At 73.0% G+C, this 12812-nt stretch carries 9 protein-coding genes and 1 pseudogene; 4 read left to right on the top strand and 6 right to left on the bottom strand.

All coding sequences use genetic code 11. The features are described 5' to 3' along the window. Positions 1 to 418 precede the first annotated feature (418 nt). Positions 419 to 868, top strand: a complete 450-nt coding sequence (locus IE94_RS0132660; RefSeq protein ID WP_030191637.1) for a PTS sugar transporter subunit IIA — start codon at positions 419 to 421, stop codon at positions 866 to 868. A gap of 86 nt (positions 869 to 954) precedes the next feature. Continuing rightward, positions 955 to 2625, top strand: a complete 1671-nt coding sequence (gene ptsP, locus IE94_RS0132655; RefSeq protein WP_030191635.1) for a phosphoenolpyruvate--protein phosphotransferase — start codon at positions 955 to 957, stop codon at positions 2623 to 2625. 71 nt (positions 2626 to 2696) lie between these two features. Here ptsP and IE94_RS0132650 read toward each other — a convergent pair whose 3' ends face one another. Both IE94_RS0132650 and IE94_RS0132645 read right to left on the bottom strand, forming a co-directional pair. After that, positions 2697 to 3644 (bottom strand): hypothetical protein, encoded by a 948-nt coding sequence (locus IE94_RS0132650; RefSeq protein ID WP_425337995.1) that lies wholly within the window; start codon positions 3642 to 3644, stop codon positions 2697 to 2699. A 124-nt stretch (positions 3645 to 3768) separates the two neighbouring features. After that, positions 3769 to 5745, bottom strand: coding sequence for an acetoacetate--CoA ligase (locus tag IE94_RS0132645; protein WP_030191631.1), 1977 nt, complete (start codon positions 5743 to 5745; stop codon positions 3769 to 3771). Positions 5746 to 5958: 213 nt separating this feature from the next. On the opposite strand from IE94_RS0132645, the gene IE94_RS0132635 reads away from it, so the two are divergent. Further along, positions 5959 to 8337 carry a glycoside hydrolase family 31 protein gene (locus IE94_RS0132635; protein WP_030191629.1) on the top strand — a complete coding sequence of 793 codons (2379 nt, stop codon included), beginning with the start codon at positions 5959 to 5961 and terminating at the stop codon, positions 8335 to 8337. On the opposite strand, the gene IE94_RS0132630 is transcribed toward IE94_RS0132635, so the two are convergent. After that, positions 8328 to 8864 carry an NUDIX domain-containing protein gene (locus tag IE94_RS0132630; RefSeq protein WP_030191628.1) on the bottom strand — a complete coding sequence of 179 codons (537 nt, stop codon included), beginning with the start codon at positions 8862 to 8864 and terminating at the stop codon, positions 8328 to 8330. The genes IE94_RS0132635 and IE94_RS0132630 overlap by 10 nt on opposite strands. A 48-nt stretch (positions 8865 to 8912) precedes the next feature. Continuing rightward, positions 8913 to 9737: a M15 family metallopeptidase gene (locus IE94_RS0132625; protein ID WP_030191627.1), complete on the bottom strand. Its 825-nt coding sequence runs from the start codon at positions 9735 to 9737 to the stop codon at positions 8913 to 8915. Positions 9738 to 9886: 149 nt separating this feature from the next. Here IE94_RS0132625 and IE94_RS37560 point away from each other — a divergent pair. Continuing rightward, positions 9887 to 11512, top strand: a pseudogene (locus IE94_RS37560) (EAL domain-containing protein). A 246-nt stretch (positions 11513 to 11758) separates the two neighbouring features. Here IE94_RS37560 and IE94_RS0132615 read toward each other — a convergent pair. Both IE94_RS0132615 and IE94_RS0132610 read right to left on the bottom strand, forming a co-directional pair. Beyond that, entirely contained in the window at positions 11759 to 12361 is a 603-nt protein-coding gene (locus tag IE94_RS0132615; protein ID WP_030191625.1) for a GTP-binding protein, read from the bottom strand. A gap of 49 nt (positions 12362 to 12410) precedes the next feature. Then, positions 12411 to 12806: a DUF742 domain-containing protein gene (locus IE94_RS0132610; RefSeq protein ID WP_030191624.1), complete on the bottom strand. Its 396-nt coding sequence runs from the start codon at positions 12804 to 12806 to the stop codon at positions 12411 to 12413. Between the last annotated feature and the right edge of the window lie 6 nt (positions 12807 to 12812).

Raw genomic sequence — 12812 nt, 5'->3', positions numbered from 1 at the left:
ATCTGGCGTTGACTTTTGGCACGCTGTTGAGTTCTCAAGGAACGGACGCTTCCTTTGTACTCACCCTCTCGGGCTTTCCTCCGGGCGCTTCCCTTCGGTGTTTCCAACACTATCAGGCTTTCCCGGTGCTCTTGACCACCGCCTGCGGACATGCAGAAGGTGATCCAGAGATAGGATCTGATGAGTTGGGTACCGCCGAGGCAAGGACGCGTTGCGTCGCATCGCTCAACCTCAGGCAGGAGTAACGACTGTACACGGGGCCGCCGAACGGGTGCAAATCCGTGGGGAGTGTGGTCTAGACCTCTATTGGGAAGACTCATGCGGAACCGGTACTTCCTATGACATACCCTGCTGCTCAGTGTGCCGTCCGGGACAGGCAGTGACGGCCCGTACAGATCTCCGCCCTGGGAGGCTTCCCATGACCACCGTCTCGTCCCCGCTCGCAGGACGCGCCATCGGCCTGGCCGCTGTGCCCGATCCCGTCTTCTCCGGGGCCATGGTCGGCCCGGGCACCGCCATCGACCCCGTGCGGGAGCCCTCCGAGGCGGTCGCTCCGGTCGACGGCGTCATCGTTTCGCTGCACCCGCACGCCTTTGTCGTCGTCGACGAGAGCGGGCACGGCGTGCTGACCCATCTGGGCATCGACACCGTGCAGCTCAACGGCGAGGGGTTCGAGCTGCTCGTGAACAAGGGCGACACCGTCGTGCGCGGTCAGGGCGTCGTGCGCTGGGACCCGGCCGCTGTCGAGGCCGCGGGCAAGTCGCCGGTCTGCCCGATCGTGGCCCTGGAGGCCACCGCCGAAGCACTCGCCGACCTCCGTGAGGACGGCGACGTGAAGGCAGGCGAGAGTCTCTTCCTCTGGAAGTGACGTCCGTGCCGTCAGGCGTCGGCATCGTGGGCTGGATGGACAACCACCGCGGCGGCGGGACCCGCCGCACTATCGGGACGGGTGAGATGGAGACAACGCTGCGAGGCGTCGGCGTGAGTCACGGTGTGGCGATCGGCGAGGTTCGGCACATGGGGACGGCGGTCCTGGAGCCGCCGGCGAAGCAGATTCCGGCCGAGGACGCGGAACGTGAGCAGGGGCGTGCCCGCAAGGCCGTGGAGGCTGTGGCCGCCGATCTGATGGCGCGCGGCAATCTGGCCGGGGGTGAGGCCCAGGCCGTGCTCGAGGCGCAGGCCATGATGGCCCAGGACCCCGAGCTGATGGCCGACGTGGAGCGGCGGATCACCGTCGGGAGCACTGCCGAGCGCGCCGTGTACGACGCCTTCGCCGCGTATCGCGCTTTGCTGGCCGGTGCCGGGGAGTACCTGGCCGGGCGCGTGGCGGACCTCGACGACGTGCGGAATCGTATCGTCGCCCGTCTGCTCGGAGTGCCGATGCCGGGTGTCCCGGACAGCGACGAACCGTACGTGCTCATCGCGCGGGACCTGGCGCCGGCCGACACCGCGCTGCTCGACCCGACACTCGTGCTGGGTTTCGTCACCGAGGAGGGTGGGCCGACCAGTCACAGCGCGATTCTCGCGCGGGCGCTCGGCGTGCCCGCCGTGGTGGCGCTGCCGGGCGCCGGTGAGCTTCCCGAGGGCACCGTGGTCGCCGTCGACGGCAGCACCGGGGAGATCTTCGTGAACCCGGGTGAGGAGAAGAAGGCACGGCTGACGGCCGAGGCCGCCGAGCGCAAGGCAGCACTGGCCGCCTCGACGGGTCCGGGCGCGACCTCGGACGGCCACAAGGTGCCGCTGCTGGCGAACATCGGTGGTCCCGCCGACGTGCCGGCGGCGGTCGAAGCGGGCGCGGAGGGTGTCGGCCTGTTCCGGACCGAGTTCCTGTTCCTCGACGACAGCGAGAACGCGCCGTCGGAGGAGAAGCAGGTCACCGCCTACCGGCAGGTCCTTGAGGCGTTCCCGGAAGGTCGGGTCGTCGTGCGGGTGCTGGACGCCGGCGCCGACAAGCCGCTGGACTTCCTCACCCCGGGTGACGAGCCGAACCCCGCGCTCGGTGTGCGGGGCCTGCGGACGCTGCTCGACCACCCGGACGTGCTGCGTACGCAGCTGACGGCCTTGGCCAAGGCGGCGGAGGGCCTGCCGGTCTACCTCGAGGTCATGGCGCCGATGGTGGCGGACCGGGCCGATGCCAAGGCGTTCGCCGACGCGTGCCGGGAGGCCGGGCTGCGGGCGAAGTTCGGCGCGATGGTGGAGATCCCGTCGGCCGCCCTGCGCGCGCGCTCGGTGCTTCAGGAGGTCGAGTTCCTGTCGCTGGGGACGAACGACCTCGCGCAGTACACCTTCGCCGCCGACCGTCAGGTGGGCGCGGTGTCCCGGTTGCAGGACCCGTGGCAGCCGGCGCTGCTCGACCTGGTCGCGCTGTCGGCCGAGGCGGCGAAGGCCGAGGGCAAGAGCTGCGGTGTCTGCGGTGAGGCCGCTTCGGATCCGCTGCTGGCGTGTGTGCTGACCGGTCTCGGTGTCACCTCCCTGTCCATGGGCGCGGCCTCGCTGCCGTACGTGCGGGCGACGCTGGCGAAGTTCACGCTGGCGCAGTGCGAGCGGGCCGCGGCGGCCGCCCGGGCGGCGGACAGTGCCGAGGAGGCACGGAACGCCGCGCAGGCGGTGCTGTCCGGCGAGTAGAGAGCGGCTGCGGCCGGCGTTGTCTCCGCGTGCGGGGCGTTCCACCTTCGGGTGGGGCGCCCCGCCCGCGTTCAGTGGTGGTGTCCCGGTGGCAGGCGGTCGTCCCCGAGGTCGGGCGGTGCGCAGTAGTCGACGTTGGATTCCGGGGAGACGAGGTCGCCGGACTCGACGTCGGTGCAGTAGGCGTCGAAGACCTCGGCGGCGGTGAGGGGCTGCAGGCCGTAGCCCCGCAGGCGCCAGCCGTGGATGCGGTCGGGGCCGTCGGGCGGGCTGACGCGCATCACGAGTCCGCCGGGGCCGTGGGTCGCCAGGCCGAGGGCGAGGACGCTGGTGAACTCCAGGGCCTCGGCCTCGTCGAAGTGCGGGGTGCCGTCGGTCTCCTGGTCGACGAGGAGGGCGGAGACCAGGGCTTCCTCCGGGTGGCCGAAGACGCTGCAGACCAGGTGCCGACTGCCCGGGGGTGCCGTGTCGAGGATGCGGCCGAGGAGGCGGGAGGCGCGGGTGAAGGCGGCTCGGCCGAGGTCCTCGCCGCAGGTGGCGCAGTTGCCGAGGCGGGCGAGCTGGCTCGACGTGTACTCCCAGGTGGCCTGGCGGACGGCTTCGTCGACCAGCGCCGGGAGCAGGTCGATGAGGGCCTGGCCCTCGTAGGGCACGGTCGGGCCGTGGGTGGCGAGTTCGGCGGTGAAGCGGGCGCGGCTGGCGGGGGCGTCGGCTTCGAGGCCCGCCGCCGTGCAGAAGGCGGCGTACTCCTCCGGGTCGAAGAGCGCGACCGTGGTGTGGGTGCCCTGTGCCGCGCGGGCCCGGAGGAGGGCTTCGACCTGGCGGAGGTAGGCGGCGTGGTCGTGGAAGGTGAAGCTGCGGTAGCGCCGCATGGCGCGGAAGTCGTGTTCGTCGGTGAGCAGTCCGATGGTGCCCGCGATCTCGCGGCGCAGGACGCGTCGCATGGTCCGGCCGGTTCGGCCGGTTCGGCCGGTTCGGCCGGTTCGGCCGGTCTTGTCGGTCTGGTCGGTGTGCGCCATGTTGTTTCCCCCTGTGAGCGGTCGATCAATGCTCACTCACAGTAATCGGCGGCACTGACAACGGCGTCGGGCAGGCGCGCCGAGCCGGCCGCCGTCCGGGGCGGCCGGCTCGGCGGTGTCCTGGTCAGGAGCGTTTGCGGGCGAGGTCTTCGTAGAAGTGGAGCAGGTCGAGGTTGTCGATGGAGCCGGGGTTGACCGCCTTGTCCAGCGGGGTGCCCTGGAGGAGGCGCTTGACCGGGACCTCGATGCGTTTGCCGGTCAGGGTGTGCGGGATGCCGGGCACCTCGATGACCTCGTCGGGGACGTGGCGCGGGGACAGGTTCGCGCGGATGGTCTGCTTGATGCGGTCGAGGAGGGCGTCGTCGAGGGCCGCCCCGGGTGCCAGGTGCACGAAGAGGGGCATCCAGTAGCCGCCGTCGGGCTGCTCGATGCCGATGACGAGGGATTCCCTGATCTCGGGGAGTCGCTCGACGGCTTCGTAGATGTCGGCCGAGCCCATGCGGACGCCCTGCCGGTTGAGGGTGGAGTCGGAGCGGCCGTGGATGACGACGGAGCCGCGTGAGGTGAGGGTGATCCAGTCGCCGTGCCGCCAGACGCCGGGGTAGGTGTCGAAGTAGCTGTCGTGGTAGCGGCTGCCGTCGGGGTCGTTCCAGAAGCGGATCGGCATCGAGGGCATGGGGTTGGTGACGACCAGCTCGCCGACCTCGTCGGTGAGGGGGTGGCCGCTCGGGTCCCAGGATTGCAGGTCGGTGCCGAGGCCGGGGGCCTGGAGTTCGCCGATGTGGACCGGGAGGGTGGGGACGGCGCCCGCGAAGCAGGAGCACACGTCGGTGCCGCCGCTGACGGAGGCGATCCACAGGTCGGCGCCGCTCGCGGCGAACTCGTCGTGCAGCCAGCGGAAGCCGTCGGGCGGGAGCGGGGAGCCGGTGGTGGCGACGCACTGGACGGCGGAGAGGTCCAGGTCGCGGGCCGGGTGGACGTCGGCCTTGCGGCAGGCCATGACGTAGGCGGCGGAGGTGCCGAAGAGCGTGGCGCGGGTGCGTTCCGCGATGCGCCACTGGGCGTCCGTGGCCGGGAAGCCGGGGCTGCCGTCGTAGAGGACGATCGTGGTGCCGGTGAGCAGGCCGGAGACGAGGAAGTTCCACATCATCCAGCCGGTCGAGGTGTACCAGAAGAAGCGGTCCTCGGGGCCGAGGTCGCAGTGCAGGCCGAGTTGTTTGAGGTGCTCGACGAGGATGCCGCCCTGGGACTGGACGATGGCCTTGGGCAGGCCGGTGGTGCCGGAGGAGTAGAGGACCCACAGGGGGTGGTCGAAGGGCACCTGCTCGAACACCGGCTCGCTGTCCGCGGCGGTCAGGGTCCGCCAGTCCAGCGCGCCGTCGGGGGCCTCGGTGCCGAGGAGCGGGATGTGGATAACCGCGCGCAGGGTGGGCAGCTCCCGCCGCAGTTCGGCGACGGTGTCGCGGCGGTCGTGTTCCTTGCCTCCGTAGCGGTAGCCGTCGACGGTGAACAGGACGACGGGTTCGACCTGCTGGAAGCGGTCCAGGACGCTGCGGGCGCCGAAGTCGGGTGCGCAGGAGGTCCAGACGCCGCCCACGGCGGCGGTGGCCAGGAGGGCGACCACGGCCTGCGGGATGTTGGGGAGGTAGCCGCTGACGCGGTCGCCCGGGCGGACGCCGAGGGCGCGCAGTCCGGCGGCGAGGGAGCCGACCTGTCGGCGCAGTTCGGCCCAGGTGACGGTCGTCGGCTCATGGGTCTCGTCGACGTACAGGAGGGCCGGTTCGTCCGCGCGGGTGGCCGCCGCGCGCAGGGCGTGCTCGGCGTAGTTCAGTGTGGCGCCGGGGAACCACTGGGCGCCGGGCATCGACCGGTCGCCGAGCACGCGCGTCCAGGGGGTCGAGAAGCGGACGTCGAACCACTCCGTGACGGCTTTCCAGAAGGTGTCCAGTTCGTCGACGGACCAGCGGTGCAGGGCGGCGTACCCACCCTCGGCGGGGGCTCCGTGGTGCTCGGCCGCCCAGGTCTGGAACTCGGTGATGCGTGCCTGGGCGGTGCGTCGGGCATCCGGCTGCCAGAGCGGCTGGGGGTTCTCGGTCGGCATGGGGCGGCTCCCGGACTGTGCGCGTCGTGTGCGTCCTCCGCGCACGGGCTGGGGTGTGCGCGTGACGCGGCTGACAGGGACGATGCCATGTGATCGACTTCCGCACCAGGGCGCGCCCCACATAGTCGATGACATGAAGATGTGGTCCGGTCACGGGTGAACGGCAGTTGAACGACGCCCCTGGGCGCGCTGGGCGATGGCAGGGTGAGCAGCATGGACGGTCGTGACCTGGTGCGTTCGATGAAGACGGTCGGTTCCGCGGGCATGGCGCAGGGGTTGCGTACGGTACGGGCGGCGTGGCGCAGGCGGCGTGTCGATGCGGCCGGGCTGCCGCCGCGCGGTGCGGAACGGGCGCGGGTGCCGGGTGTGATGCGGGAGGTGGAACCGGCGCCCGGGGGCGGTGTCGTCCGGTTCCACCGGTCGGAGCTGCGCATCCTCGTCGCGGTGAACGGAGCCGTGTTCTGGGGCTGGGACGGGGCCGGACCAAAGCCCTCGTACGCGTTGGCGGGCCGTTGCCCGGAGCCGGATCCCCGGGCGGTGCTGGAGCCGGACAAGGACGGCGGCTGGCGGGTGGTGGCGGAGCGGGCGACGGTGGCCGTGTCCCGGCACGGCGCGGTCGAGGTGCTGACGCCCGGGGGTGTGGTGCTGCGCCGTGAGCTGCCGCCCCGCTGGTGGGAGCCGGTCGACGGCGGTCCCGCGCGCTGGACGCAGCGGTCGGAGGTGGCGGCCGACGCCCGGTTCTTCGGGCTCGGCGGCCGGTCCGCGGGTCCCCGGCTGCGCGACGGCACGTACCGGCTGTGGAACACCGGTCCCGGTCTGCCCTTCGCCGCCGCCGAGGACGGGACGCCGGTCACGATGCCGGTGCAGTTGGTGGTGGCGGACGCCGGGACGCACCTGGTCTTCCACGACAGCACGTGGGACGGCACGGTGGCGTTGCGGGAGGGTGAGGAGGGGGCCGGGTCGGGGCACGACCGGCCCGGGCGGAGCGTGCTGCGGATGGACGGCGGTCCGCTGCGGTGCTGGGTGACGGTGGGTACTCCCGCGCGCGTGCTGCTGGCCTGGGCGTCGCTGACCGGGGCGCCCGCGCTGCCGCCGGCGTGGGCGCTCGGGCACCAGCACGCGCAGGGGGGTTTCGGCGACGAGCAGGACCTGAGACGGGTCGTGGCCGGGCATCAGGAGCGGGACCTGCCGCTGGACGCGGTGCATTTGGGTGTCGGGCACACCGACGCCCAGCAGGTGTTCACCGTCGACGAGGAGCGGTTCCCGAAACTGCCCGTGCTCGCCGAGGAGCTGCGCAGGGAGGGCGTTCGGCTGGTGTCGGCCGTCGAGCCGGCGGTGCCGGTCGCGCCCGGCAACGGGGTGTACGACGACGGGAGGCGCGCGGACGTGTTCGTGCGGGACGCCACCGGGGCGGTCGTGCGGGGGGTGGGGCGGCCCGGGGAGGTGGTCTTCCCGGACTTCACGCACGCGGGTGCGCGCGCGTGGTGGGGCGGGCTCTACGAGGAGCGGCTCGGGCGGGGTTTCGCCGGGGTCTGGCACGACCTGGACGCGCCCACGTCGTTCGCGGCGTTCGGGGAGCCTACGTTGCCGCGGTCGGCACGGCACGCGCTGGAGGGCAGGGGCGGCGACCACCGGGAGGCGCACAACGTCTACGCGCTGTGCATGGCGCGGGCCGGGTACGAGGGGCTGCGGGCCCTGACGCCCGACGAGCGGCCCTTCGTGCTGTCCCGCTCCGGGTGGGCCGGCCTGCAGCGCTACGGCGGCGCCTGGTTCGGGGACCTGACGACGGACTGGCCCGGGTTGCGGGCGTCGCTGGCGCGGGTGGTGGGGCTCGGGCTGTGCGGGGTGCCGTACGCGGGGCCGGAGGTGGGCGGGGCCGACGGGAGTCCGTCGCCCGAGCTGTATCTGCGGTGGTTCCAACTGGCCGCCTACCTGCCGTTGTTCCGCACCTCCGCCGGGCCGCGGGCGGGGCGGCGGGAGCCGTGGGAGTTCGGGGCCGAGGTGCTGGAGCACGCGCGCGTGGCGCTCGTCGAGCGGCGGCGGCTGCTGCCGTACTTCGTGACGCTGGCGCATCTGGCCCGGCGTACCGGTGCTCCGTATGTGCGTCCGCTGTGGTGGCAGGCACCGGAGGACCGGGTGTTGCGGGACTGCGAGGACGCCTTTCTGCTGGGCGACTGTCTGCTGGTGGCCCCGGTGCTCAGTGCCGGGACGGACCGGCGTGCGGTGCGGTTGCCGCGGGGGCGCTGGTACGACGTGGTGACGGAGCGGGCGTACGAGGGGCCGGCGCAGGTGCTGGTCGACGCTCCTCCTTCGGGCATCCCGGTGTTCGCGCGCGCGGGAGCGGTGGTTCCGGTGCGCGGGGAGGACGGCGCGCCACAACTCGAGGTGTGGGCGCCCGCGCCGGGGCGGACCGGCGGTGGGCTGGTCGTGCCGGACGCGGGCGACGGCTGGGTGGAACCGGAGATCGAACGGTACGTGTGCCGTTGGGAGGGGCGTTCGGTGGTCGTGGAGCGGGAGGGCGAGGACGGGGTGAGCGAGCCGTCCTGGCCCGTCCGCGTCCGCGGGCTCGCCGAGCGCACGGCTCAGATGTAGCGGCCCTCGAAGAAGGCCCGTACGGCCAGGGTGTGGAGCGGGAAGGCGAGCTCCTCCGACCTGCGCAGCAGGTGCCAGCCCTCGGTCTCGTCGGTGGCGGTGGAGGGCGGCAGGCCCTCGGCCGGCCGCTCGGGCAGCAGCCCGAAGACCAGCAGGTGGCCGTCGGACGAGCTCATGGCGTCGGCGAGGCGTACGTCGCGGCCGGCCGCGTCGATGCCCGTCTCCTCCTTGAGCTCGCGGACGACGGCCTGGCGCCAGTCCTCCCGGTGGTCGACGTAGCCGCCCGGCAGGGCGACGCCCCCGCGCGCGGGGGTCACGGTGCGGGTGATGACGACCAGGGCGGTGCCCTGCGTGTCGTACACGGGCTGGAGGGCCACCGCGACCGGCAGTGGGTTGCGGTAGGCCACGGTGCCGCACGCGGGGCAGGTGCGGGGCCAGCCGGAGACGCCCTCTCCGTAGGGCGATCCGCAGCCCGAACAGTGGGAGTCGAGCGCGGAGTTGGGAACGGAGGTTTCATTTTCGGACACGCGGCGGACTGTATCCGATCGACGGAAGGGGCGGCCCCGGCAGGCCGGTCAGCGGCGGCCGGCGAGCGACTCGGCGGAGACCGGGAAGTCGAAGTAGGTGTCCGGGTGGGGCTCCGGCTTGTAGGTGAAGTGCCACCATTCCTCGGGGAGGTTCACCAGGCCGGCGTCCTCCAGGGTGTTCTTGAGCAGCAGCCGGTTGGCGCGCTGGGCGCCCTGGACGCGGGGGTCGAGGGTGTGCGAGCGGGTGTCGAAGCAGTCGTAACCGGTGCCCATGTCGACGGAGTTGTCGGGGAAGCGCTCGCTCTGCGGGGCGAAGCAGGGGACCAGGGGCTGTCCGGGGTGGTACGGGCGGGTGGGCCTGGCCGGCAGGCGTACGAGGGTGAGGTCCATGGTCGAACCGCGGCTGTGGCCGGACTTCTCCGCGATGTAGCCGTCGGCGAACAGGCGGGTCTTGTCGACCTCCGGGTAGAACTCGGCCTTCATGTCTTGGTCGTCCAGGTCTTCGGCCCAGCGCACGAAGTGGTCGACGGCGCGCTGCGGCCGGTAGCAGTCGTACACCTTGAGGGAGTAGCCCTGGCTCAGCAGCCGGGTCTGGGCGCGGTGGAGGGCCTCGGCCGCGGGGCGGGTGAGGATGCACAGGGGCTGCCGGTAGCCGTCGACGCGCTCGCCGACGAAGTTGTGCGCGGTGGCGTAGCGCATCTCCTCGATGATCGTCGGGTCGACGCTCCGCAGGGCGACGAAGTCCTCCGGGGCCCTCGGTTCGGGTCGTGCCTGCGCGGTGGCGGGGGCCGCCGCGGCGGGGAGGGCGGTGGCGGCGAGCAGGGCGGCGAAGGTGGTGACCAGGCCGCGGAGCGCGGTGGAGAGTCGTGTCATGTTCCCTGCATCTATCAGGGCGGGGCTCGGTGAGGGAAGGGGGCGCCCCCACGACGTGCCGAGCCCACGCTGCCTGAGCGCGCCGGAATCCTGCGTGAACGCCGGGTGAACTGGGCCCGGACAGCGCGCTGTTGGGCCACCCTGCTCCCGTGCGCTCCTGGACGGACACTCTCCGCTTCGCCTTCCAACCGGTGGTCAACCTGATGACCGGCGGGGTCGCGGCGCTGGAGATACTGGCCCGGCCGGAGACCGGAGACGTGCTCGCCGAGGCGCGGCGCGATCCCGGACTCGACGGTCTGCTCGCGGTGTCGGCGCTGCGCGCGGCGGCCCGGCCGGGAGACGCTGCTGCCGCTGCACGTCAACGTGTTCGCGGGCACACTCGCCGACCTCGGTGGCCTTCAGCCCCTGCACGACGCCGTGCGCGAGGCGGGCCGGCTCCCGTGGGAGGTGACGCTGGACGTGTGTCCGCCCTACACGCACGTGCCGCGGCGGGCCCTGCTCGACGCGGTGGCCCGGCTGCGGCGGCAGGGCTTCCGCGTCTGCGCGGACGGAGTCGGTGACGGGGACGCGCCGTTGCGCCTGCTGACGGATCTGGCGCCGGACCTGGTGAAGCTCGACGCCTCGCTGCTGGCCCGGCCGGCGGCCGTGCGGGCGATGCGGGTGCTGTGCGAGGAGTCGGGGGCGCTGCTGGCCGTCGAGGGCGTGGAGACGGAGGCCCAGTACGCCGTCGCGCGGGCGGCGGGGGCGCAGTGGGCGCAGGGCGAGCTGTTCGCACCGCCCGCGCGGCTGCCCACGGTGGACGTCCACGTTCCGCCGGGCTCCCCCGGGCTCGTGCCGGCGCCTCGGTCGGAGCCGTCGGTACGGCAGTTCGTCCGGCCGACCGCGCTGTTGCCCGCGACGGCCTCGGCGGGGCGGGTGCGGGCGCTGCTGACCGGGTCGCCGGACGTGTCCGGGGTGCTGCTCGTGGACCGGGACGGGGTGCCGGTGCGCTCGGTGCACCGCTCCCGCTTCCTGTTGTCGATGTCCGGGCGCTACGGGCACGCCCTGTACGCCGACCGGCCGGCCGCCCGGCTCGGCGACCCGCCGCGGACGGTGGGCGTCGACGCGACGGCCTGGGAGGTGCTGGACGTGGTGGCCGTGGGCGGCCCGGACCGTACCTCGGACGGCGTGGCCGTCGTGGACGCGCGGGGCCGGTGCGTGGGCGTCGTGCGGCTCGCGGACTTGGTGCGGGCGCTGGCGGAGAGCCGGGTGGAGGAGGCGGCCGGGCTCAATCCACTGACGCGGCTGCCCGGTTCGGACGCGATCACGGCCGAGGTGGACCGGCGCATCGCGGCCGGGCGGCCGTTCGCGCTGAGCCGGCTCGATGTGGACCGCTTCAAGCAGGTCAACGACGGGGCCGGGTTCGCCGCGGGCGACGAGCTGATCCGGGCTGTCGGGCGGGCGCCCTTCGGGCGGCGGCCGGGGAGAGCCGGGTGGGGCACATCGGCGGTGACGGCTTCCTGGTGCTGAGCGATCCGGAAGGGCTGGAGCCGCTGGCCGCCTCGGTGCTGGACGCGCCGTGGTCGGCCGGCGGACGGCCCGTGACCCTGTTCCTGGCGACGGTCCTGTGCGCGCCGGGCAGTGTGCCGGACCACCGGCGGGCGGCGGCCTGCCTGGCGCCGTTGAAGAAGGCGGCGAAGGCGTTGCGCGGGGCGAGTTGGGTGCTGGGCCGGGCAGGTGTGCCGGGCCACGAGGTCCGACGCGGCACGGACCGGACGACGGCACCGGCGGGCTGAACGGCCGAGGACGACCGCAACCGCCGTATCCCGGCCCGCCCGTGCCGTGCGACGCCCCGGGGCCCGTGCCGTGCGGCGTCCCGGACGGGCCAGGCCCCGGGGATTCGGGCGGCGGTCGGCCGCCCTGACGCCCTCCGGGCCCCGGTCGGAGCCTCCCGTGTCGGTCGACGTCGCCGTACGTCTCGGCGTACCAAGGTGGCCGGAGGGAGGAGGATTGGCTGTTCGGGCGGCGGGCCGTCGGGCCACTCACGTCATGACGGCCCGGTGGACCGACGCCTGGGCCATCGCGTGCTGGACGACGCCGATGAGGACCTCCTTGACGGACTCCCGGTCCCGGGCGTCGCACATCACCAGGGGCACGTCCTCGCCGAGATCGAGGGCGGTGCGGACGGTCTCGGCGGGGTAGCGCGCCGAGCCCTCGAAGCAGTTGACGCCGACCACGAACGGGATGGCGCGCCGCTCGAAGTAGTCGATGGCGGCGAAGCAGTCCTCCAGGCGCCGGGTGTCGGCCAGGACGACGGCGCCGAGCGCGCCCTCGGACAGCTCGTCCCACATGAACCAGAACCGCTCCTGGCCGGGCGTGCCGAAGAGGTACAGCACCAGGTCCTCGCGCAGGGTGATCCGTCCGAAGTCCATGGCGACCGTGGTGGTGTGCTTGCCCTCCACCCCGCTGACGTCGTCGACGGGCCGCCCGGCCTCGGTGAGCAGTTCCTCGGTGCGCAGCGGCCTGATCTCGCTGACCGCGCCGACGAGGGTGGTCTTGCCCACGCCGAACCCGCCGGCCACCAGGATCTTGAGCGTGACGGGCTCGACCGGCGGCTTGCCGCGCTGGGACCGCCCGAAGATCATCGATCTCTTCTCCTTAACGTGCCGCCGCCCGACGTACACGGGGGCCGGCTCACAGTGCCCTCAATCCGTTGATCACGTCGCGCAGGATGTTCTCGTCCGGCAGTTCGGCCGGGGGCACGGGCCGGTTGACGTGCACGAGTTCGCTGTCCACGAGGTCGCCGACCAGGACCCGCACGACCCCGACGGGGAGGTCGAGTTCGGCGGCGAGTTCGGCGACCGACTGCGGGGTGTCGCGGCACAGGCCGACGATGTCCACGTGCTCCGGGGAGAGGGTGACGTCCGCCTCGGGATCGTCCGCGTGGGGTTCCGTGACGACCACCGCGATCAGGTCGAGGCGGTGCTGGCCCGCACTGGTGGTGCGGCCGCGCGTCATGGCGTACGGACGGACGACGGGGCCGGCCTCGTCGTCGAACCAGTGGTTTCTTCCCTGACCGTCTGCGCTCATGTCATC

Origin of the sequence: Streptomyces violaceorubidus (assembly GCF_000717995.1) — a bacterium.
Classification (GTDB): Bacteria; Actinomycetota; Actinomycetes; order Streptomycetales; family Streptomycetaceae; genus Streptomyces; species Streptomyces violaceorubidus.
Note: the sequence above shows the minus strand (reverse complement) of the source record. Positions and strands in the feature narration are given on the sequence as shown.

Excerpts from the sequence above, each read along its gene's own strand:
- IE94_RS0132635 (WP_030191629.1), top strand. The coding sequence starts at position 5,959 with ATGGACGGTCGTGACCTGGTGCGTTCGATGAAGACGGTCGGTTCCGCG.
- IE94_RS0132645 (WP_030191631.1), bottom strand. The coding sequence starts at position 5,745 with ATGCCGACCGAGAACCCCCAGCCGCTCTGGCAGCCGGATGCCCGACGC.
- IE94_RS0132615 (WP_030191625.1), bottom strand. The coding sequence starts at position 12,361 with ATGATCTTCGGGCGGTCCCAGCGCGGCAAGCCGCCGGTCGAGCCCGTC.
- IE94_RS0132650 (WP_425337995.1), bottom strand. The coding sequence starts at position 3,644 with ATGGCGCACACCGACCAGACCGACAAGACCGGCCGAACCGGCCGAACC.
- IE94_RS0132610 (WP_030191624.1), bottom strand. The coding sequence starts at position 12,806 with ATGAGCGCAGACGGTCAGGGAAGAAACCACTGGTTCGACGACGAGGCC.
- ptsP (WP_030191635.1), top strand. The coding sequence starts at position 955 with ATGGAGACAACGCTGCGAGGCGTCGGCGTGAGTCACGGTGTGGCGATC.
- IE94_RS0132660 (WP_030191637.1), top strand. The coding sequence starts at position 419 with ATGACCACCGTCTCGTCCCCGCTCGCAGGACGCGCCATCGGCCTGGCC.
- IE94_RS0132625 (WP_030191627.1), bottom strand. The coding sequence starts at position 9,737 with ATGACACGACTCTCCACCGCGCTCCGCGGCCTGGTCACCACCTTCGCC.